Origin of the sequence: Curtobacterium phyllosphaerae, assembly GCF_049341865.1 — a bacterium.
Classification (GTDB): domain Bacteria; phylum Actinomycetota; class Actinomycetes; order Actinomycetales; family Microbacteriaceae; genus Curtobacterium; species Curtobacterium phyllosphaerae.
Window position 1 is genome coordinate 30,644 of sequence record NZ_JBMPIU010000003.1, and the last position, 22,332, is coordinate 52,975.

Annotated in this window: 13 protein-coding genes; 9 read left to right on the forward strand and 4 right to left on the reverse strand. The window is 70.5% G+C overall.

All coding sequences use genetic code 11. From position 1 onward, the window contains the following. Nucleotides 1-5: 5 nt before the first annotated feature. On the reverse strand, nt 6-890 hold the full coding sequence (locus ACO0E0_RS05950; protein ID WP_422870483.1) for a LysR family transcriptional regulator: 885 nt from the start codon (nt 888-890) through the stop codon (nt 6-8). Between the two features lie 92 nt (nt 891-982). On the opposite strand from ACO0E0_RS05950, the gene ACO0E0_RS05955 reads away from it, so the two are divergent. After that, the gene (locus ACO0E0_RS05955) at nt 983-1,717 is read left to right on the forward strand and encodes an SDR family oxidoreductase (RefSeq protein ID WP_422870484.1); all 735 of its coding nucleotides are present in this window, start codon (nt 983-985) and stop codon (nt 1,715-1,717) included. 1 nt (nt 1,718) lies between these two features. Here the strand turns inward: ACO0E0_RS05955 and ACO0E0_RS05960 are convergent, their stop codons facing one another. Continuing rightward, complete coding sequence (locus tag ACO0E0_RS05960) at nt 1,719-2,744, reverse strand: LacI family DNA-binding transcriptional regulator (RefSeq protein WP_422870485.1); 1,026 nt, start codon at nt 2,742-2,744, stop codon at nt 1,719-1,721. A gap of 158 nt (nt 2,745-2,902) precedes the next feature. Here ACO0E0_RS05960 and ACO0E0_RS05965 point away from each other — a divergent pair, with 158 nt between their 5' ends. The 4 genes from ACO0E0_RS05965 (at nt 2,903) to ACO0E0_RS05980 (ending at nt 8,082) form a co-directional block, all read left to right on the forward strand. Continuing rightward, the gene (locus ACO0E0_RS05965) at nt 2,903-3,832 is read left to right on the forward strand and encodes a carbohydrate ABC transporter permease (RefSeq protein WP_422870486.1); all 930 of its coding nucleotides are present in this window, start codon (nt 2,903-2,905) and stop codon (nt 3,830-3,832) included. Continuing rightward, nucleotides 3,829-4,806 (forward strand): carbohydrate ABC transporter permease, encoded by a 978-nt coding sequence (locus ACO0E0_RS05970; RefSeq protein ID WP_422870487.1) that lies wholly within the window; start codon nt 3,829-3,831, stop codon nt 4,804-4,806. The genes ACO0E0_RS05965 and ACO0E0_RS05970 overlap by 4 nt, the downstream gene beginning before the upstream one ends. A 67-nt stretch (nt 4,807-4,873) precedes the next feature. Then, nucleotides 4,874-6,202, forward strand: a complete 1,329-nt coding sequence (locus ACO0E0_RS05975) for an ABC transporter substrate-binding protein (RefSeq protein WP_422870488.1) — start codon at nt 4,874-4,876, stop codon at nt 6,200-6,202. Between the two features lie 77 nt (nt 6,203-6,279). Beyond that, nucleotides 6,280-8,082 carry a glycoside hydrolase family 35 protein gene (locus ACO0E0_RS05980; protein ID WP_422870489.1) on the forward strand — a complete coding sequence of 601 codons (1,803 nt, stop codon included), beginning with the start codon at nt 6,280-6,282 and terminating at the stop codon, nt 8,080-8,082. 80 nt (nt 8,083-8,162) lie between these two features. Here ACO0E0_RS05980 and ACO0E0_RS05985 read toward each other — a convergent pair whose 3' ends face one another. Further along, the gene (locus tag ACO0E0_RS05985; RefSeq protein ID WP_422870490.1) at nt 8,163-9,863 is read right to left on the reverse strand and encodes a ParB/Srx family N-terminal domain-containing protein; all 1,701 of its coding nucleotides are present in this window, start codon (nt 9,861-9,863) and stop codon (nt 8,163-8,165) included. A 266-nt stretch (nt 9,864-10,129) separates the two neighbouring features. On the opposite strand from ACO0E0_RS05985, the gene ACO0E0_RS05990 reads away from it, so the two are divergent. Further along, complete coding sequence (locus ACO0E0_RS05990) at nt 10,130-11,002, forward strand: C40 family peptidase (RefSeq protein WP_422870491.1); 873 nt, start codon at nt 10,130-10,132, stop codon at nt 11,000-11,002. A 276-nt stretch (nt 11,003-11,278) separates the two neighbouring features. Beyond that, complete coding sequence (locus tag ACO0E0_RS05995; RefSeq protein WP_422870492.1) at nt 11,279-17,005, forward strand: Ig-like domain-containing protein; 5,727 nt, start codon at nt 11,279-11,281, stop codon at nt 17,003-17,005. Between the two features lie 98 nt (nt 17,006-17,103). Here ACO0E0_RS05995 and ACO0E0_RS06000 read toward each other — a convergent pair whose 3' ends face one another. Next, nucleotides 17,104-20,448: a GH92 family glycosyl hydrolase gene (locus tag ACO0E0_RS06000; RefSeq protein WP_422870493.1), complete on the reverse strand. Its 3,345-nt coding sequence runs from the start codon at nt 20,446-20,448 to the stop codon at nt 17,104-17,106. A 430-nt stretch (nt 20,449-20,878) separates the two neighbouring features. On the opposite strand from ACO0E0_RS06000, the gene ACO0E0_RS06005 reads away from it, so the two are divergent. After that, the gene (locus ACO0E0_RS06005; RefSeq protein ID WP_422870494.1) at nt 20,879-21,604 is read left to right on the forward strand and encodes an ABC transporter ATP-binding protein; all 726 of its coding nucleotides are present in this window, start codon (nt 20,879-20,881) and stop codon (nt 21,602-21,604) included. After that, entirely contained in the window at nt 21,601-22,329 is a 729-nt protein-coding gene (locus tag ACO0E0_RS06010; protein WP_422870495.1) for an ABC transporter permease, read from the forward strand. Before ACO0E0_RS06005 ends, ACO0E0_RS06010 begins: the two co-directional genes overlap by 4 nt. Nucleotides 22,330-22,332 lie beyond the last annotated feature (3 nt).

Sequence of the window (22,332 nt, forward strand, 5' to 3'; positions counted from 1 at the left end):
CCCGGTCAGGCCGACCGGCGCTCCGCGGCCGCGAACGCCGTGCTCGCACGCAGCGCGTTCGCCACGACGCGGGCGACGGCCGGCGACGCGGTCTCGGGCCGCCAGGCGATCGTGGTGGTCGCGAGCGGCGCGTCGAGCACCGGGACGGCGACGTGCTCCGGCCACTGCCACGAACGGCTCGAGCGGGGGATGACGATCACGGTCCGACCGAGGGCGACGAGTTGCGCGAGCTGGGACTGCGTGTGCACCTCGGGTCCGGGGCCGTCGGCGTAGGACCCGTCACGGCGTGGCCAACGGGCGGCCGGGAGGCCCGGGATCGACTCGACGTCGGCGAGCGTCACCGACGCGCGGGCCGCGAGCGCGTGCGACCGCGGCAGGATCGCCACCTGCTGCTCGGTGTGCAGGTCCTCGGTCGCGAACCCGTCGAGCACGTCGAACGGCCGGTGCATCAGGGCGACGTCGGCTGACCCGTCGCGGAGGTGCGTCTCCTGCTCGCCGATCTCGCAGAGGAGGACCTCGATCGGCACTGCGCCGGCGTCCGCGGCGTGGGTGTCGAGGATCGCCTCGAGCAGCTCGTGGGAGGCACCGGCCTTCGTGACGAGCACCACACGCTGCGCCCGGGCCCCCGCACGTCGGGTCCGTCGTGCGGCGGCGGCGACCGCGGTCAGGGCGATGCGTCCTTCGCGCTGGAGCACCTCCCCGGCCTCGGTCAGGGCCGCACCGCGACGGTCCCGGACGAACAGCGGCGTCCCGAGCCGTTCCTCCAGACGACGGATCGCGCGGGAGAGCGGTGGCTGCGCGATGCCGATGCGTTCCGCCGCCCGCCCGAAGTGCAGCTCGTCGGCGACGGCGAGGAAGTACCGGAGCTCACGTGTCTCGAGATCGTCCACGCGTCGAGTGTAGGCCCGTGATACCGCACGGGTATCAGGCCGGACCTGATCGGTCTTGGACGGCCGAGCACCACCGGCGCGAGCATGGAGGCATGGCAGACACAGGGAACAGCTCGCGCACGGCACTCGTCACCGGCGCGAACAAGGGCATCGGCTTCGCGATCGCGACGGGGCTCGGGAGGCTCGGGTACCGGGTCGTCGTCGGCGCGCGGAACGACGTGTCCCGGCAGGACGCGGTCGACCGTCTCGTCGCGGACGGCGTCGACGCGCACGGCGTCCGACTCGACGTGACGAGCGACGACAGCGTCACGGCCGCGGCCCAGGAGCTCGACGAGCGGTTCGGGACGATCGACGTCCTCATGAACAACGCGGGGATCTCCGGACCGTTCGACCCGGTGACGTGGGACCAGGACCCCACCACACTCGACCTCGACATGCTGCGGACCGTGGTCGACACCAACGTCTACGGGGTGATCCGGGTCACGAACGCGATGCTCCCGCTCCTGCGGCGGTCGAGTGCGCCGCGCATCGTGAACACGTCGAGCAGCATGGGGTCGCTCGGACGGCAGCCGGGCCCGGTGATGGCGGCCTACGCACCGTCGAAGACGTTCCTGAACGGCATCACGACCCAGTACGCGCGAGCGTTCGTGGACACGCCGGTCATCGTCAACGCGGCCTGCCCGGGGCTCGTCGCGACGGACTTCAACGGGTTCGCGGGGGAGCGGACGCCGGAGCAGGGCGCTGCGACCGCCATCCGGCTGGCGACGCTGCCGGACGACGGGCCGCGCGGCGGGTTCTTCGAGGACGACGGCGTCGTCCCGTGGTGAGTCAGCCCCCGGTCGGCGGCGGGGCGGTGCTCGCGCGGACGACGAGCGACACCGGCACGAGCCCGGTGGACGGCACGGGCTCGTCCTCCATCTGGGCGATGAGGTTGGCGATGGCCCGACGTCCGACGTCGTCGAACGACTGGTGCACGGTGGTCAGGGGCGGCCAGTAGGAGTCCGACGCGGGGGAGTCGTCGAACCCCACGACGCTCAGGTCCTCGGGGACGCGGCGGCCCGACTCGTGGGCGGCGCGGAGGATGCCGAGCGCGGTCTCGTCGTTCGCCGCGAACACGGCGGTGATCTCCGGCCGATCGAGGATCTCGAGCCCGGCCCGGTACCCGGACGACGTGTTCCAGTCGCCGCGGAGCACCGGAGGCACCACCCGGCCCGCGTGCTCGAGCGTCGCGCGCCATGAGGCCTCGCGGCGCATCGCCGAGAACGAGCCGGTGGGACCGCTGACGTGGGCGACGGTCGCGTGTCCGAGGTCGAGGAGGTGCTGCGTCGCGAGACGCGCACCCTCGGCCTGGTCGATGTCGATCGCGGGGTGCGCGGTGGTGTCCGTCGAGTCGATCACGACGATCGGCACGCCGTCGGGGAGCTCGACCTCGGCGGCGTCCATCACGTGCGACTCGATGACGATGACGACTGCGTCGACCGCCTGCTCGGTGAGCCGTGAGAACGCCGACCGGACGCCGGCCTCGGTCCGACTCGCCATCGGCAGCAGGGTGATCGTGAAGTCGGCGGCACCGGCGGCCTCGACGATGGACTCGAGCGTCTTCATGTTGCCGAAGGACGCGAGGGTGAACATGATGACGCCGATGGTGCGGAAGCGCCCGGAGCGGAGGGCCCGCGCGGCTCGGTTCGGGCGGTAGCCGAGCTCGTCCATCACCTGACGGACCCGGACGCGGGTCTCCTCGCTGACGTTGTCGAACCCCCGTGCCACGCGCGACACGGTCTGCATCGACACGCCGGCGGCGTCGGCCACGGCGGCCATCGAGGGGGCCCGGCGGACGGGTGGGGCGGTGGTCATGGCCGTGCCTCCCGTCGTCGATGACCTGTCCCGCAACCGCGAGATCGTGGTCAGGTTAGCGGATGTTGACGTTGCCATGCTATCTTTCCGAGGTCGTGATGTTGACGTCAACATGAACGGCGTCGACGCGACAGAGCACCTCGGGACGAAGGAGTCACATGACCACGATCGCAGCGCGCAGGAGCGCGACCCCCGCTGCGCCCCGGCGGCGAGGACCGAAGCCCCGCGGTCGGTACACCGGCTGGATGTTCGTCGGCCCGTTCGTCGTCGTCCTCATCGCCATGCTCGTCGTCCCGATCGGCTACGCGCTCTGGCTGAGCCTGTTCCGCGACCAGCTCATCGGCGGGAACCAGTTCGTCTGGTTCGCCAACTACGCCCAGCTGCTGCAGGACGGCAAGTTCTGGGCCGGGTTCCTCCGGGTCATCCTGTTCCTCGTCGTCCAGGTCCCGATCATGCTGGTCCTCGCCCTCGTCGCGGCCCTCGCGCTCGACAGCGGCCGGTTGTACGGCGGATCGTTCTTCCGCATCGGCGTGTTCCTGCCCTACGCCGTGCCCGGTGTCGTCGCGGCCCTGATCTGGGGCTTCATCTACGGCAACCAGTTCGGTCTCACCGGCACCGCGAACGACGCCCTCGGGATCGACCTGTTCCAGCCCTTCAACCCGCACTGGGTCCTCGCGTCGATCGGCAACGTCGTCACGTGGGAGTTCCTCGGCTACAACATGCTCATCTTCTATTCGGCACTCCGCGTCGTGCCGGCCGACCTGTACGAGGCCGCCGAGATCGACGGCGCCGGCCCGATCCGGACGATCTTCTCGATCAAGATCCCGGCGCTCCGCGGCTCGATCGTCATCGCGACCGTGTTCTCGATCATCGGCAGCTTCCAGCTCTTCAACGAGCCGAACCTGCTGAAGACCCTCGCGCCGAACGTCATCGGCAGCGCCTTCACCCCGAACATGTACGCCTACTCGCTGTCGTTCAGCGGGCAGCAGTTCAACTACTCCGCCACCGTGGCGATCGTGATGGGTGTGATCACCGCCGTGATCGCCTACGTCGTCCAGGTGCGCGGGACCCGAGCGGAGAACCGATGAGCGCCGTCCAGACCCCGCCCCCCGCGACGATCGCGGCCGAGGCGACCCGAGGACGCGACGGGCGCGCCCGCTCGGCCCGCGCCTCCAGGCCGATGCGGTCCGCGGGACCGACGCGACGCGCCGGATCGCCGCGCCCCCGTCGCTCCGGGCTCCTGACCGCCCTGATGGTCGTCTTCATCGTCTACTCGTTCGCGCCGCTGTTCTACCTGATCGTGAACAGCTCGAAGACGCAGGCCTCGCTCCTGTCGACCTTCGGACTGTGGTTCGGCGGCAAGTTCAACCTGTGGCAGAACATCACCGAGACGCTGACCTACAACGACGGCATCTTCATGCAGTGGCTCGGCAACACGCTGCTGTACGTGGTCGTCGGTGCCGGCGGCGCGACCCTGCTCGCGACGATCGCGGGCTACGGCATGGCGAAGTTCTCGTTCCCCGGTCGGAAGGCCGTGTTCGCGATCGTCCTCGGCGCCGTCGCGATCCCCGGCACCGCCCTCGCCGTGCCGACGTTCCTGCTGTTCTCCAAGGTCGGCCTGACGAACACCCCGTGGGCGATCATCCTGCCGTCCCTCATCAGCCCGTTCGGGCTGTACCTGATCTGGACCTACGCGGTCGACGCCATCCCGATGGAGCTCATCGAGGCGGCGCGGATGGACGGCGCGGGGGAGTTCCGGATCTTCTTCACCATCGCGCTCCGGCTGCTGATGCCGGGCGTCGTCACGGTGCTCCTGTTCGCGGTGGTCGCCACCTGGAACAACTACTTCCTGCCACTCATCATGTTGAGCGATCCGAAGCTGTACCCACTCACGGTCGGGCTCAACCAGTGGAACGCCCAGGCCACCGGCGCCGCAGCCCAACCGATCTACAACCTCGTCGTCACGGGATCGCTCCTCACGATCATCCCGATCGTGGTCGCGTTCCTCTTCCTGCAGCGGTTCTGGCAGTCCGGCCTCGCAGCCGGGTCCGTCAAGCAGTAGCCGCCGCCCCACACAGCACCACCCTCCGCACGAAGAACCCCCACACGAAGAAGTGAAAGGCACCACCATGCAGAAGCGTCTCCGGCGCGGCATCGCCGCCGTCGCCATCGGCGTCACCGCCGCAGTGGCCCTCGCGGCCTGCTCCAGCGGCAGCACCGCATCCGGCAGCTCCGACGACATCGCGTCCGCCCTCTCGAAGGGCGGGACGATCACCTACTGGTCGTGGACCCCGTCCGCCAAGGCCCAGGTCGCCGCGTTCGAGAAGGCCTACCCGAAGGTCACCGTCAAGCTCGTCAACGCCGGCACCGGCAACGACGAGTACACCAAGCTGCAGAACACGATCAAGGCCGGCTCCGGCGCACCGGACGTCGCGCAGGTCGAGTACTTCGCGGTCCCGCAGTTCGCCCTGTCCGACTCGCTGACCGACCTCAGTGGCTACGGTCTCGGCGATCTGGAGAGCAAGTACTCGGAGAGCACCTGGAAGTCCGTCGACCTCGACGGCAAGCTCTACGGCCTCCCGCAGGACTCCGGCCCCATGGCGATGTTCTACAACAAGAAGATCTTCGACCAGTACGGCCTCAGCGTCCCGACGACCTGGGACGAGTACATCGCGGCCGCCAAGAAGCTCCACGAGGCGAACCCCGACGAGTACATCACCTCGGACTCCGGCGACGCCGGCTTCACCACGAGCATGATCGCGCAGGCCGGTGGCAAGCCGTTCGCCACCGACGGCACCAAGGTGTCGATCGACCTCGCCGACGCCGGGACCAAGAAGTGGACCTCGACCTGGAACGAGCTCGTCGAGAACAAGCTCCTCGCCCAGACCGCCGGGTGGACCGACGACTGGTTCAAGCAGCTCGGCAACGGCCAGATCGCGACGCTCCTGACCGGTGCGTGGATGCCCGGCAACCTCGAGGCGAGCGCGCCCGAGGCCAAGGGCGACTGGCGCGTCGCGCCGATGCCGACCTACGGCAGCGGCTCCGCGGTCACCGCGAACAACGGCGGCAGCTCGCAGGTCGTGCTGAAGCAGTCCAAGAACCCGGCGCTCGCCGCAGGGTTCCTGAAGTGGCTCAACTCGTCGAAGGAGAGCACGTCGATCTTCGCGAAGTCCGGCGGATTCCCGTCGACCACCGCCGACCTGTCGTCCGCGGCGTTCCTGAACGACAAGCCGGAGTACTTCGGCGGCCAGGAGATCAACAAGGTGCTCGTGGATGCGTCCAAGAGCGCGAACAGCTTCACCTACCTGCCGTTCCAGGTCTACGGCAACAGCATCTACGCTGACACCGTCGGTCAGTCGTACCAGAACAGCTCGGCGCTCGAGCCCGGGCTCATGGCATGGCAGTCCGCGCTCGTGAAGTACGGCAAGGAGCAGGGCTTCACGGTCTCGACCAAGTAGCCACGCCCGTTCCGCCATCCGGTGCCGGGTCGACGTCACGTCGGCCCGGCACCGCCTTCGTCACGAGAGAGACACACATGCGCTTCGCCATCGGCGCCGACGACTTCCTGCTCGACGGCCACCCGCACCGGATCGTGTCCGGTGCGCTCCACTACTTCCGCGTGCACCCGGGCCTCTGGGCGGACCGCATCCGGAAGGCGCGGCTGATGGGGCTCAACACCATCGAGACCTACGTCGCCTGGAACGCGCACGAGCAGCGTGCCGGCGAGTTCGACTTCACCGAGGGGCTCGACCTCGGACGGTTCCTCGACCTGGTCGCCGCCGAGGGCATGCACGCCATCGTCCGCCCCGGTCCCTACATCTGCGCGGAGTGGACGAACGGCGGCCTCCCGTCGTGGTTGTTCGCCGACGACGCGGTCGGGGTCCGGCGGAACGAGCCCCGGTTCATCGGCGCGGTGCAGCGCTACCTCGAGGCGCTCGCCCCGATCCTCGTCCCCCGGCAGATCGAGCACGGCGGACCGATCGTGCTCGTGCAGGTCGAGAACGAGTACGGCGCCTACGGCTCCGACGCCGCGTACCTCCGCGCGCTCCTCGACCTGCACCGCGGGATCGGCCTCACCGTGCCGTTCACGAGCGTCGATCAGCCGATGGGCACGATGCTCGAGGACGGTTCGCTGCCGGAGCTCCACCACACCGGCTCGTTCGGGTCCCGCGTCACGGAGCGACTCGCCCGCCTGCGACAGGCGCAGCCGACGGGCCCGCTGATGTGCTCCGAGTTCTGGGACGGCTGGTTCGACAGCTGGGGCGAGCACCACCACACCACTCCCGCCTCCGAGAGTGCGGAGGAGCTCGACACGCTGCTCGCCGCCGGTGCGTCGGTGAACGTCTACATGTTCCACGGCGGGACCAACTTCGGGCTGACGAACGGCGCGAACGACAAGGGCGTCTACCGGCCTATCACCACGAGCTACGACTACGACGCACCGCTCGACGAGGCCGGTCGCCCGACCGCCAAGTTCCACGCGTTCCGTGCCGTGATCGAGCGGTACCTGCCGGTACCGCCCCTGCCTCCGGAGCTCGCACCCCGCACGCCGGGGGACGGCCTGGAGGCACGACCCGCCCCCGCCGCACCGCGTCACGTCGTGCTCGACCACGAGTCCCCGCTCTCGGACCTGCTCCCGCACATCGCGACCTGGTCCGCACACGACACGGTGCCGACCATGGACGACCTCGGCGTCGCGAGCGGGTTCGTCCTCCTCCGCACCGAGGTCGACGTGCCGGACGGCGCGGTCCTGACGGTCGGCGAGGTCCGCGACCGCGCACAGGTGTTCCTCGACGGTCGGTCCGTCGGGGTGCTCGAGCGGGAGCACCACGACCGGGCGATCGTCCTGCCCGCCGCCCGCCGCGCTGTCCTCGAGGTGCTCGTCGAGGACCAGGGTCGCGTGGACTACGGGCCCCGCATCGGCGAGGCGAAGGGGCTCATCGGGCCGGTCCGCATCGACGGGACCGGTGTCGGCCGGTGGACGGTGGCCGTCCTCGACCTCGACGCACTCGCAGGGGCCGACGTCGCGACGGTGCTCGCGGCGACGACGGCCGTCCGGGAGGCGCTGGCCGGCCCCGCGGTGGCGTCCGGCACCCTGCACCTCGACGGACCGGTTGACCTGCACCTGGCACTCGACGGGTTCCGGAAGGGCGTCGCGTGGGTGAACGGCTTCTGCCTCGGGCGGTACTGGTCCCGCGGTCCGCAGCACACGCTGTTCGTCCCGGCCCCGGTGCTCCGAGCCGGCGCCAACGAGGTCGTCGTCCTCGAACTGCACGCGTCGACCGGACGCACGGTGGCGTTCCACGCGGAGCCCGACCTCGGCCACACCGAGGGCTGACGACAGACAGACAGACGGACTGACGGACTGACGGGAGGCGCGATGCCGGCTGGCGTCGTGCCTCCCGTCCGTCCGTCGGGCTAGGCGCGCTTCCGTCGCGTCGCGACCACGGCCGCCGAGGTGCCCGCCAGGAGCAGCAGCCCGGCGACGACCGCCGCGGGCACGGCGTCCCGGGACCCGGTGAACGCGAGCGAGGACCGGTCGGCGGAGCTGCCCGCCGAGATGGTGACCGGATCGACCGCGACCGGGGTGCCGTCCACGAGCACGACGACGGTGTGCGCGCCCGTCGCCACCGACCGCGGAATGGTCGCGGTGAGGCGGAACGCGCCGCTCGCATCCGTCATGACGGTGCCGAGCAGGACCTGGTCGGGACGCAGTTCGACGCGGATGCCGGACGTGGACGGGGCGAACCCGGTCCCGGTGACGACCACCGTGCCACCGGGACGGAGCGTGCCGGTGACCTGCACCGCGCCGCGCGCCGTGGACGGTGTGGTGCCCGGGTCGGTCGGCGGTGTGGTGCCCGGGGTCGTCGGCCCGGTGCCGGCGGTCGGCGGCGTGGTGCCCGGGTCGGTCGGGGTCGTCCCGGGGCCCGGTGCGGTCGTCCCGGGATCGGTCGGGGTGGTCCCCGGGTCGGTGGGCTCGGTCGGCCCGGTGCTCAGCGTCCTCCGGTACTCGACCATGTAGGCGAGCTTGCCCGGCTTGGCGTCCGAGTAGGGCTTGGCGAGCTTGTCCCACTCGCCCTTCGTCTCCTTCTTGCCGTCGTTCCACGCGGTGAACGTGCTGAGGTCCGCGGCGGTGGAGCCGGACTCGGGGTCGACGACCGAGTCTCGGGGGAGTGCGACCTGCGCCTCGGTGATCGTCCGGACGAGGGCGAGCGACTCGGCCCAGTCGTCCTGGTCCCAGTCCGCGAGCCCGAGCTCCGGGTGGGCGCGGAGCCACGCGCCCCAGTAGAACTCCTGGAACGGCACCGCACCGTCCGCGGAGTAGCCGACGTCACGGGCGAAGTACATGATGCTGCGCGCCCGGTCGTCCTCGAAGTGCTCGAGGCCGACGTTCGTCGGTAGCTGGGACGGGGTGATCGCGTTCCCGTCCAGGTCCCGGAGCCACACCCACCCGTTCGTCCGCATCGTGGACCAGAAGTCCGCCTCGCCGAGGCCGCTCAGGTTGCCGAGGACGCGGACCCGGACGTGGGTGTCCGGGCCACCGTCCGGCGTCTCGTCGAACGACGTGAGCGTGTGGTGACCGTCGGTCAACCAGAGCGTGCCGCCCGGGCCGATCACGACGGTCTTCATCGCCGCGACGTCGTCCGCCGTCTCCGCGCCGATCGCGGTGTCGCAGGTGAACGTGCTCGGGTCCCGGAGGGTCGCACCGGGCTGTGCGCTGACCGCGTCGTGCTGGCCGTTCGCCTCGCACCAGTCCCCGAACTCCTTGTCCACCGCGTCCTTGCTGATCGCAGCGGAGTACCGGCCGAGCTTGTAGTACACCTCGTCGTAGCCGAGGGACGGCTGCGTCGGGTGCACGTCGCCGATCCGGACGTCGACCAGGTCGTCCGGGGTGGCGCAGAGGTACGGATCGGTCGGGGCCGACGTCGCCGAGCAGGACGCAGCGGGGACGTCGGTGACCGGAGTGGTCGCGGCGGCGGTACCGGCCGCGGCGGCCGCACCGGTCGCGGCGAGCGCGGAGCCGCCGACCGCGGTGAGGAGCGTCGCGCTGGCGAGGAGCGTCGCGACGGCGTGGCGCGTCGCGACAGGACGACGCCGACGGGGCGTGTTGGAGGGCATGGCGGAGGGGCTTCCTGAGCGGGGGATGGGAGGACCACCCAGGTTGCTGTGCGGAGACGAACGGCCGGTGAACGACGGGTGTCGTCGCCAGGTCGGCTCCCGGCTCGCCCGGGAGGTCGTGGTGGTGCGGATGTCGTGTACCCCGGGGTCGGCGTGTCTGAGCAGCCACGCAGCCGGTGGTACGGCTTCGCCAGGGCGCTGCCAGACCGTGACCAATACGTTATCTTTCCGTGCCGCTGCTCCACGCGGGACGGAGAGGAACGATCGTGGGACGTCACGCACTGCCCGCTGGACCCGTCCCGGAGGACAGCGTCGTCGTCGCCCGTCCCACCGAGGTCGCCCCCCAGTACCGCACCCGCGCCGAGGCCCGGGCCGCGGAGCGTGCGGCGCTCCACGTCGTCCGGCGACCCGCCGTCGAGCGGGTGCGCCGCGCCTCCCGTCCGGTCGTCGTCGCCCGCACCGCCGCCGTGACCCGCGCTGCGGACGTCCGCCCGGCGCCGCACGTCCGCCGCACCATGAAGGCCCAGCGGCTCGCCCTCCTCGTCGCACCGGTGATCGCGATGACGTCGGCGCTCTCGTGCGCGATGCCGGCGAACGCCGCGACCGTCGAGCCCGTGTCGACGTCGACCTCGGTGGCGTCGCAGTCCTACTCCGTCTCCCGGACCATCGAGGTCCCGGAGATCGACAACGGCGTCGTGACGGTGGTGTCGTACCCGTCCGTCGTCGTCAGCGGGGGAGCGTCGGTGGCCGACGCGCAGAGCACGATCGGCGCCGCGCTCTCCGCCGGTGGCGAGCGCGCGACGGTGCTGCAGACGGCGCTGGCCTACCTCGGGACGCCCTACGCCGAGGGGGGTGCGAGCCACCAGTCGATCGACTGCTCGGGCCTCACGATGGTCGCGTACGCCGCCGTCGGGATCCCGCTCGCGCACTACGTCCCGACGCAGGACGCCGCCGCGACGACGATCCCGGAGTCCGAGGCGCTGCCCGGCGACCTCGTGGTGTACGACAACCAGGACCACGTCGGCATCTTCCTCGGGAACGGTCTCGTGCTGCAGGCTCCGCACCCTGGCGCGACGGTCGACATCGTCCCGATGTACCCGGCGGCGCACCACTTCGCGAGGTTGCTGCCCGCGTCCTGAGCCCCGGAGGCCTCAGACCCGAACGGAGCCCCGGAGGGCTCCGACCCCGAACGCCCGCGGTGCTCCGCGGGCGTTCGTCGTTCCGTGCGGCGCGCCTGTCCGGCGCCCCCGTTCGGCACCCCCGTTCGGGGGTGGAGATGCGTTCCCACCCCGTTCGGGGGCTGCCCGGACTGGGGGGCGCGTCGATACCTCGACGGTCGAGACACTTGTCGGACGATCAATCCGTGCCCGGAACTGCGGGCAGTCGTCGTTCGACCTCCTGGAGTCCCCACCCACATGCATGCCCTCACCGGATGGCGGTCCCTCGCCACTCGCCGTCTCGTCGTCGCCATCGCGTTCGCACTCGTGGTCCTCCTCGGCGCGACGTTCGCGATCCAGTTCGTCGCGACCTCGACCGCGCGCGCCGCCTCCGCCCTCCTGTGCGACCAGAACACCCTCTACGGTGTGGACTCGGGCGGGAACCTCGAGTCGATCGACGCGACGAACGGCACCGTCGTCAAGGTCGGCTCCATGAGCCCGGCAACGAACGGCCTCGGCATCAGCGCCGACGGCGGCTTCGCCTACGGCTTCCAGAACGGCTCCAACCAGATCGCGGTCTACAACGCGACGACCGGTACCTCCTCCACCGTGACCGGTGCCGACCCGGCCGGCAACCAGTCCGTCATCCGCGGCGCCGTGAACCCGGTCAACGGCTTCTACTACTACGCGTCCACGTACACCAACACCGGCACCACGTCGACCGTCCGGCTCGGCGCGTACGACCCGGCGACCGGCACGAAGTACGGCCAGGTCGGCACGATCACCGGTCTGCCCACCGGGTCGAACACCACCGCGAACGGCGACCTCGCGTTCAGCACGAGCGGCACCATGTTCGTCGCGTTCGGCAACCAGGTCCGACGCGTCGACGACGTCCCCGCCTCGTCCGGCACCACGTCGCTCCCGTCGACGCTCGTCGCGAGCCTCAGCCCGGACGCGAGCGGCACCGCGGTGAACAGCCCCGGCATCGCGTTCACGACCGACGGGTACCTCTACGTCACCAACCGCGCGACCGCACCCGTGTCGATCATCAAGATCAACCCGTCGACCGGGGCGCAGGTCGCGACGACCGCGCTCAGCGACACCGCGTACGCACCGCTCGACCTCGCGACCTGCAACTACCCCGACACCGCTGCGGCGCAGGTGGACGTCGCACAGCGCTGGTCGACCACCGACCAGTTCCAGGTCTCGCTCGCGTCGACCGCCCCCGACACCACCCAGAACGCCTCGAACACGACGACGGGCAACACCGCCGGTCTGCAGCGTGAGCGTGCGGGTTCGCTCCTCGCGCTCCCCGGGCGCCAGTACGCCATCACGCAGGGCGCCGGGAACAGCACCACGAAGCTCAACCACTACTCGACGACCTGGTCCTGCACCAACGCCAACGACAAGGACAAGGCGGTGATCGCGTCCGGCACGGGGAACTCCGGCGCCTTCACGTTCCCGTCGACCGCGACCGGGCAGAACGCCGGCACCGACGTCGTCTGCACCTTCTCGAACGCCCTCGTCGCCGTGCACTCCGGCGCGAAGGACGACACCGGGACGACCGCCGCGAACACCGAGCTCGACGTCGCCGCACCCGGTGTGCTCGCGAACGACCAGGGCACGGAGCTCACGGCCGCGCTGAAGACGCCGCCGACGAACGGCACGGTCACGCTGAACAGCGACGGCTCGTACGCCTACGTGCCGAACAAGGACTTCTCCGGCACCGACTCGTTCGTCTACACCGCGACGGACTCGTCCGACCAGCCGAGCCAGTCGACCACCGCGACCGTCACGATCACCGTCACGCCCACCACGACGGACGACACCGGCACGACGCCGGCGAACACGACCCTGACGCAGACCACGTCGGTGCTCGCGAACGACCACGGCTCGAACACCACCGCCACGCTCGGGCAGCAGGCCGGACACGGCTCCGTGACGCTCGCGACCGACGGCACCTACACCTACGTCCCCGAGACCGGCTACTCCGGACCGGACTCGTTCACGTACGTCGCGAAGGACGGCAGCGGCCAGACCGCGACCGGTCAGGTCGACCTCCACGTCACCCCGACCGCCGCCGCCGACGTCGCGAAGACCACGCCCGGCCAGAGCATCACCGTCCCGGCCGCCGGCGTCCTCGCGAACGACACCGGCACGGGCCTCACCGCGGCCGTCACCGCGGGGCCGTCGCACGGCACCCTGACCCTGGACCCGAACGGCGGGTACACCTACACGCCGACCGCCGGGTTCGCGGGCAAGGACTCGTTCACGTACACGGCGACGGACTCCAGCGGCCAGTCGACGACCCCGACGACCGTCACCATCACCGTCGGCGTCATCGCACAGCCCGACACCGCCGACGCGCTCGCCGGCACGACGACCACCGTCGACCGCGACCACGGCGTGCTCGCGAACGACCAGGGGCAGGGCCTGACCGCCACCGTCCCGCAGAAGCCGGGGCACGGGACGCTCGACCTCGCCCCCGACGGCTCGTACACGTACACCCCGACCGACCCGCAGTACTCCGGCCCCGACTCGTTCACGTACACCGCGACCGACTCGACCGGGCAGACCGACACCGCGACCGTCACGATCACCGTGCTGCCGAACGCCGTGGGTGACACCGCGACCGTCGCCGACGGCTCGAAGGCGACCGGGAACGTGCTGGGCAACGACCACGGCACCGGCATCCTCGTGACGCCGCCGCAGGGATCGACGAACGGCGCGACCACCGGCCCGTCGCACGGCACGCTCGTCCTGCAGGGCAACGGCAGCTACACGTACACGCCGGACGACGGGTACTCCGGTCCCGACCAGTTCACGTACACGATCACCGACACCCCCGGGCACACCGCGACCGCGACCGTCACGATCGCCGTGACGCCCGCCGCCGGCGACGACACGATCATGACCGCCGTCGGCACCGCCGGGAGCACGAACCTCCTCGCGAACGACCACGGTTCGTCGCTGACGGTCACCGACCACACGGTGCCGGGGCACGGCACCCTGACGATCGCAGCGGACGGCACGGCGACGTTCACCCCGGATGCCGGGTACTCCGGCAAGACCTCTTTCACCTACACCGTGCAGGACACCACCGGGCAGACGGCCACCGCCACCGTGCGGATCGTCGTCGGGGTCGTCGCGAACCCGGACTCCGGTACGACGCCCGCGAACACCCCGCTGACGGTCGACGCGACCCACGGCGTCCTCGCGAACGACCAGGGCTCGACCCTGACCGCGGCGGTCGTCACCGGTCCGGAGCACGGCAACGTGCGGCTCGCCGGCGACGGCTCCTACGTCTACACGCCGATCGACGGCTGGTCCGGCCCGGACTCGTTCACCTACTCGGCGACCGACCCCGACGGCGTGACGGCCACCGCGACGGTCTCGCTGTCCGTGACCCCGACGGCGAAGAGCCCGAGCATCAGCGTCGCGGACGGGTCGTCGCGGAGCGGCAACCTGCTCGACGGCTCCGCCGGTGACGGCCTGACCACGAAGGTCGCCACCGCGCCGGCGCACGGCACCCTCCAGCTCGGCACCGACGGCACGTACACCTACACGCCGACCGACGGGTACTCCGGCCCGGACACGGCCACCGTCACGGTGACCGACCGCACCGGCCAGACCACGACCATCACGGTGTCCGCGACCGTGACGCCCGCCGCGGCGCCGCACGCGTACGCCACGATGTCCGGAACGGTCCTGACGGTCCCGGCCCCGGGCCTCCTGACCGACGCCCACGGTGACACCGTCGCCGTGAGCGGCTTGACGAAGCCCGGCCACGGGACCGTGTCGACCGCACCCGACGGCTCGTTCACGTACACGCCGGTCGACGGGTTCTCCGGGACAGACACGTTCGACTACCGCGTCACGGACCGCACCGGGCAGCAGACCACCGCGACCGTCACGATCACGGTCGGCATCGTCACCACCCCCGACACCCTGACCGCGACGACCGACACGACCTCGGTCGTACCGGCTGCCCACGGCGTGCTCGCGAACGACCGTGGCACCGGGCTCACCGCGACCGTCGCGACCGGTCCGACCCACGGCGACCTGGCGCTGGCGAAGGACGGCTCGTACACCTACACGCCGGCCGCCGGGTACTCCGGGCCCGACTCGTTCACCTACCGGGCGACCGACGGCACCGCGACGAAGACCGAGACCGTGACCATCACCGTGCTCCCGAAGGCGGTCGACGACGTCGCCACCGTCGTGACCGGGCACACGCTCGACATCGACGCACCTGCGGTCCTCGGCAACGACGACGGCGTGGGCATCACGGTGACGAGCGTCTCGAAGCCCGCGAACGGTGACGCCACCATCGCACCGGACGGCACGCTGCAGTACACGCCCGTCGCCGGCTTCTCCGGCATCGACCCGTTCACCTACACGATCACCGACTCGTCCGGCGGAACCGCCACCGCGACCGTCACGATCACCGTGACCCCGCGTGCCGTGCACGACGAGGTCACCGTCCCGGCGGGCTCCGTGCTCACCACGACGGCGGCGTCGGGCGTCCTCCGGAACGACCTCGGTTCCGGGCTCTCGGTCACCGGGCACACCGCGCCGACCGACGGGACGCTGAGCATCCAGCCCGACGGCTCGTACACCTACACGCCGAACGACGGGTTCTCGGGGACGGACACGTTCACGTACACGATCACCGACGTCGCCGGTCACACGTCGACCACGACCGTGATCGTCGTCGTGGGCACCGCGGCGACACCGGACTCGGCGACGACCACGGCGAACACGCCGCTGATCGTGGGTCCCGCGGACTCGGTGCTCCGGAACGACGAGGGCACGGCGCTCACCGCGACGGCCGACCTGCTGCCGACGCACGGCACGCTCGTCATGAACGGTGACGGCTCCTACCGGTACACGCCCGCCGACGGGTTCTCCGGGCACGACCGGTTCACGTACACGGCGACGGACCCGAACGGGAACACCAGCACCGGCATCGTGACGATCACCGTGCTGCCGAAGGCCGTCGACGACCGCATCGGGACCTCCGCCGGTAAGCCGGTCACGGTCGCGGCGCCGGGACCGCTCGCGAACGACATCGGTCGGACGCTCAAGGTCTCGCTCGTCGGGACGCCCGCGCACGGCACGGCGACGATCACCGCGAACGGCGCGCTCGTCTACACGCCGGCCAAGGGCTACTCCGGCAACGACCAGTTCACCTACCAGGTGATCGACATCACCGGGGGCACGGCGACCGCGACCGTGTACGTCGGCGTGACGCCCGTCGCGACGAACGACACCTACACCGCGATCGGTGGCCAGTCGCTCTCGGTGCCGGTCGGACGCGGCGTGACGGGTGACGACGACGGCACCGACCTCCGGGTCACGCTGAAGACGCAGGCGAAGCACGGCATCGTGACGCTCTCCGCCGACGGTTCGTTCACCTACGTGCCGGAGAAGGGCTACTCCGGTCCCGACTCGTTCGAGTACACCGCGACCGACGCCGACGGCCAGACCACCACGGCCACCGTGAACCTCGTCGTGGCAGCGGCCGCGACCGCGGCGGACGACTCGGTCGACGGGGTGTTCGGTCAGCCGGCCACCATCGACGTGCTCGCGAACGACGTGCCGACGCAGCAGTCGCTGTTCCTGCCGGGATCGATCGTCCTGGTCGACCCGAACGGCGGCGGGATCGCGACGAGCGTGACCGTCCCCGGGCAGGGCACGTGGACGGTCGTCGACGGCAAGGTCCGCTTCGTGCCGGTCACCGGGTTCACCGGGGCCGCCTCCATCGACTACCGGGTCACCGACGGCGCCGGGATGACGGTGTCCGCGACGATCACCGTCACCTACCCGACCGCGGCAGCGCACGTCGGCGGAGTGCTCGCCTTCACCGGCGGGGTGTCGCTCCTCTGGCTGGCGTTCGTGGCACTCGGTGTGATCGGGCTCGGGGTCGTGCTCCGGCGTCGCCGGAACGACGGAGAGCCGGAACCGGGGCCGCGACGGAGCTGATCCGTCCGGTCGGGAGGACGACGGATCGGCCGCTCCTCGCAGGGTTCCCCCTGTGAGGAGCGGCCGATGTCGTGTGTCGGGAGACCCGGCGCCGCTCGTCAGCCCGCGGCGGGTGTCCCCACCGCGAACGCGAACACGTGGATCGGTCCGGCCGACGTCATGCTCGGCAGCGTGACGCTCGCGACGGTCTTGCCCGCCGTCAGCGCCGCGTCCGTCGAGAACAGGTAGGCGTCGACCGTGTCACGGCCACCGCTCGACGTGTCCCGGTAGGGCGTGTCCGCGACGACCTTCTCCGTCGCGGTCGGCTTCGACGACCCGGCGTTCAGGGTCCAGTCGCTGAAGCCGAGCGACACCGTCGACGTCGTCCCGTCCGTGTAGGTGACCGTGAAGTCGCCCACCGAGTCCGGGTCGCCGTTCGTCGCGCTGCCGAGGATGCCGATGCGCGTGGCACCCGCCGTCCCCGTCAGCGGGATCGTCTGTCCGCCGGTCTGGATGTTGTCGGGCTCACCGGGCTTCGTGTCCGGGAACACGTACGCCAGACCGTTCGACGTGATCGTCGTCCCCGGCTGCACCCCGGCGGCCGCGAGGGCCTGGGCCGAGTACGACCAGCCCTCCCCGTCGAAGGTCGCGGACGTCGACTGACCGTCCGAGCTGATGCCGGTGTTGTTGTAGAACGGCCACAGCTCACCCGGCTTCGCGACGTCGACCTCGACGGTCACGCTCGGCAGGGACCGGCCGGCGGCGTCGCGGAACGTGAACGTCTGTTCGTACCGCCCCTCGGTCGTCGGTGCCGTGATCGCGACCGAGGTCGCGCTCGTCCCGCCGGCCGGCACGACGAGCGTGCCGGAAGCGGGTCCGGCGGACGTGCCCGCGGATGCGGACCCGGCCGACCACGAGACCGACTGGCGCTTGCCGGAGAGGTCCCGCACACCGAGCTTGACCGTCGCCGGACTGCCGGGCGCCGCCACGACGACGCTCTGGTCGGTGTACCCGAGCGCGCTCGCGAGCCCGTTCGAGTCCGACGGCGGCGCGTCCGCGGCGGCCGCCGCGAACTGCTTGTCCGGTGTCGACCCGAGCGTGAACGTGAGGTTGCCGCCGCCCGTGATCAGTCCCTCCTGGACGTACGCGTGCGACCAGGATGCGCCGTTCGACGTCATGCCCTGCACGTACGGGTTCCCGACCGCCGCGTTCGGCGCACTCGTCGTCAGGACCTTGCCCGACGGCAGGTGGATCGCGGTGTTCGCGAAGACCGGGCTCCCGAGCGCCAGGTCCGTCGTCCCGGGCGTCTCGGGGTAGAACCCGAGCGCCGACCAGACGTACCAGGCGCTCATCGTGCCGAGGTCGTCGTTCCCCGCGATGCCGGCGGGCTGGTTCGTGAAGATCTGCTGCTGGATGGAGCGGACCGTCTGCTGCGTCTGCCACGGAGCGCCGGTGTAGTCGTACTCCCACGGGATCTCGATGCTCGGCTCGTTCCCGAAGTCCGCGTTCGCAGCCGTCGGGTCCTTGATCTTCGCGGTCAGGGCGTCGAGCTTGGCGTTCCAGGCGGCGTTCCCACCGTCGGCGGCGATCAGGCCCTTGATGTCGAACGGCTCCATCGGCGTGTACTGCGCGCTCGAGCCCTCGACGAAGCCCTGGGACGACGTCGGGCTGAACCCGGCCGAGAAGACCCCGTCGGAGTCCTTCGGCTGCATGTACCCCGTCGCCGGGTTGAACACGTTCTGCCAGTTGTTCGCCCGCGCCGCGAAGGTGTTCGCGGTGCTGGTGTCCCCGAGTGCCGTCGCGAACGAGGCGATCGCGTGGTCGGCCGTGTTGTACTCCTGCTGCGTCGACACGGCGCCGTAGAAGTTGCAGCAGCCGTAGGTGCCGTCGAGCGGGATGTAGCCGTCGTTCTCGTACGCCGAGAGCGCCGGACGGACGTTGTTCGGCTGGTTCGCCTCGCGCTCCATGGCGGCGAGGGCCGCGCTGGTGTCGAAGTCCCGCGCACCGAACGCGTACGCGTCCGCGATGATCGGGTCCGCCGGGTCGCCGACCATGACGTACGACTCACCGTTGTTCAGCGCCCACTTCGGGAGCTGGCCCGTCTGGTCGTACTGGTTCAACATCGACCGGATCGAGTCGCTCGTCTGCTGCGGTGCGACCATCGCGGCGAGCTGCACCTGGCTGCGGTAGATGTCCCAGCCCGAGTAGTTCGCGTACTCGACGTGCCCCTTCGCGGCGGAGTGCACCTGCCCGTCGAACCCGGCGTACTGCCCGTTCGCGTCGCTGAACACGTTCGGGTGCAGCAGTGCGTGGTAGAGCGCCGTGTAGAAGGTCTTCTGCGCCGACGTGTCACCGCCGCCGACCTGGATCTTCGACAGGGTGGAGTTCCACGCCGCCGTGGCGGCCGTGTGCACCTTGTGGAACGCGAACGTCGGGTTCTCCGTCGTCCGGTTCGACTTGGCGTTCGCCGTGCTCACGTACGAGATGCCGACGTTCGTCTGCACCGCCGCGTTCGTGCTCGTGTCGAAGCTGACGTACGCGCCGTCGCTGCCCACCACGGGCGGGTCGGCGACCTTGGACTGCGCGTTCGGCACCGCGGACCGCGCACCCGGGGTCGAGGCCGCCGGCGTCTTGCCGGTGACGTCCGGGCTCGTGCGGCGGACACCGTTCGACGAGGTCGCCTGCCGGGTACCCGGCTCCGCCGTCCTCGGCGCGATGTTCCGCGTCACGTCGGACTGCTTGGCGTTCGCCTGCACCGACGAGTCCTGGTAGGTGCCGTACCCGGTGATGGTGTGGTCGAACACCATGTCGAAGTACAGCGTGTACGTGTCGTCCGCACCGCAGAAGTTCCCGCTCGTCACCGAGCCGGTGATCTCCTTCGGGCCGACCACCTGGAACCGGGTGTTCGACGACCCGGCCGCACTGTCGGACAGCTTCAGCAGGAGGTTCGCCTGCTGGTTCTTCGGGAACGTGAAGCTCCCGGAACCGGTGCGCTGCGTGCTCGTGAGCTCGCTCGTGATGCCGCCCGACGTGACCTTGTAGTAGCCCGCCTGTGCTGTCTCCTGGCTGTGGTCGAGCGGGGTCGTCGCGTTGCCGGGGTCGGCGCCGATCGCACCCGAGGTCGGCAGGATCGGGATGTCACCCGACGCCGCGCAGCCCGGGCCCGAGATGTGGGTGAGGCTGAACCCGGTGATCGACTTGTCGTTGTACTCGTAGCCGCCGCCCGCGGGGCGACTCGGGGTGTCGGGGCTCCACTGGACCATGCCGAACGGCACGTCGGTCCCGGGGAAGTCGTCGACGGCGCCGGACGTCCCGATGATCGGGTCGACGTGGCTCGCGGGGTCGGAGACGTAGGTGGGGGAGGTGGCCGCGTTGGCGGCGGTCGCCGGCATGATGCCGGCGGCGGCGAGGGCCGCGACCGAGATCCCGAGGAGGATCCCTGGTGGGCGATGGAACTTCGACAATGAAGTGTTCCTTCCGAACGAACCAGCGGCGCTCGCCACGGTCTGATCGGGTCTCGGATCGCAGTGACGTCGCTCTCAACTGGACGATGGCGATGTTGGCCCTGTGGATCGGACAAGTAAAGCGAATGGACGAATTCGTACCCCTCGAACAGGGGGTGGTCCGCCGAACGGCGGACCGGGATCTGTGGGGCTGTTCAGATCCGGACGGGAGGCGCGGGCCGGGTCACACCGAACGTTGCGGTCCCGCAGGTCGGTCGCGTCCCCGTCGTGCGCAGATGTGGCCGCCTCCGTCGGTCATGGCCGCCGCGGCGCCGGCAGCAGACCCAGCTCGAGTGCCGGACACGCAGTATTTGTGTCTGATACGCCACGCCGGTACGGTGATCGCCACGTCGCGACGTCGCCGTCGATGATCCCTTGGACGAGGAGAACCATGAACGACCCGATGATCGTCGCGACCGACCTCGTGCGCCGGTACCCCCGCCGGGAAGCGCCCGCCGTTGACAACGTCAGCCTCCAGGTGCACGCAGGAGAGATCATCGCCGTCGTCGGCCACAACGGGGCGGGCAAGTCCTCGCTGTTCGACCTGATCGGCGGACTGGGTCGTCCCACCTCGGGGCGTATCGCCGTGTCCATCGATCGGGCTGACATCGGGTGGTGCCCACAGCGGGAGATCGTCGATTGGTCATTGACCGTCCGCCAGAACATGGCGTTGGGTCTTGAACTGCGACGTCCGGACCGACGCCGAGAAGCACGTGACGCGGTGCAGGACATCGGAGATGCCCTGGGCCTCGCGAGCCATCTCGACCGGACCGCCGAGACGCTGTCTGGCGGTGAACTCCGCAGGACGCAGATCGGTCGGGCGATGGCAGGCGAGCCCACGCTGATGATCCTGGACGAGCCCACCACGGGTCTCGACCCGGAGGGGATCGGTGTCGTCTTCGACCTGCTCGACAGGCGCCGGCGGGCGGGCGCATCTGCGTTGATCAGCACCCACGAGACGTCCCGGTTCAGCAGTCACTGCACGCGTGTCATCGCGATGGCCGACGGTCGTCTCCTCGCCGACCTCCCGGTCGCCGATTTCCTCGCGCGCGCGCCCTCACCCACCGATGACCTGTGGGACGCCTACGCCCAGATCCGCCAGGAGGCCTCACGGTGAGGCCACTCATCCTCGTGAAGTACCACTTCGCCTCGCTCTGGAACTGGCGGTCGTCGTACCTCGGACGCTTCATCGAACCGGTCGCGTACCTCCTGTTCCTCGCGACCGGCCTCCGAAGCTCCCTCGAACGGACAACTGGCCAGTACGGACTCTTCGTCCTCACCGGGATGGTGTGTCTGCTCGCGTTCCGTGCAGCGACGGCGAGCATGAGTGACGTCGCGAACGACCGGAAGTGGGGCGTGTTCGCGATCTACACGCTCCAGGGCGGTTCGGTGCTCGGGTACGTCGCGAGTGTCGTCGTGTTCGCCTGCAGTGTGTTCCTCGGCCAGTTCGTCGTGCTCGTCGCATGCGCGTTTGCCGCTTTCGGCGATGCGGTCCCCGAGGCGCACACCCTGTTCGCCGAGGCCGGGCTCGGGTTGCTGCTCGTCGTCGGCTGGTGCGGCCTCGGCGCCTCGGTCGGCGGCCGGGTCGACTCGTACTCGACACGCGACCTGCTGGTGACCGTGACCACCCTGCCGGTCATCCTGGCGGCGCCCCTGTTCTACCCGATCGATGACGGGTGGCTCCGGTGGGTGGCGGCCGTGAACCCGCTCACCTACCAGGTCGGGGTGCTCCGCGAGGCGAGTTGGCTCGTCGCAGGAGCCACGGTGCTCTGGACGTGCTTCGGCGTCGCCGTTGCAGTGGTCTCACTGAGGCGCGCTGAGCGGGTCAGCCGGGAGCGGTAGCTG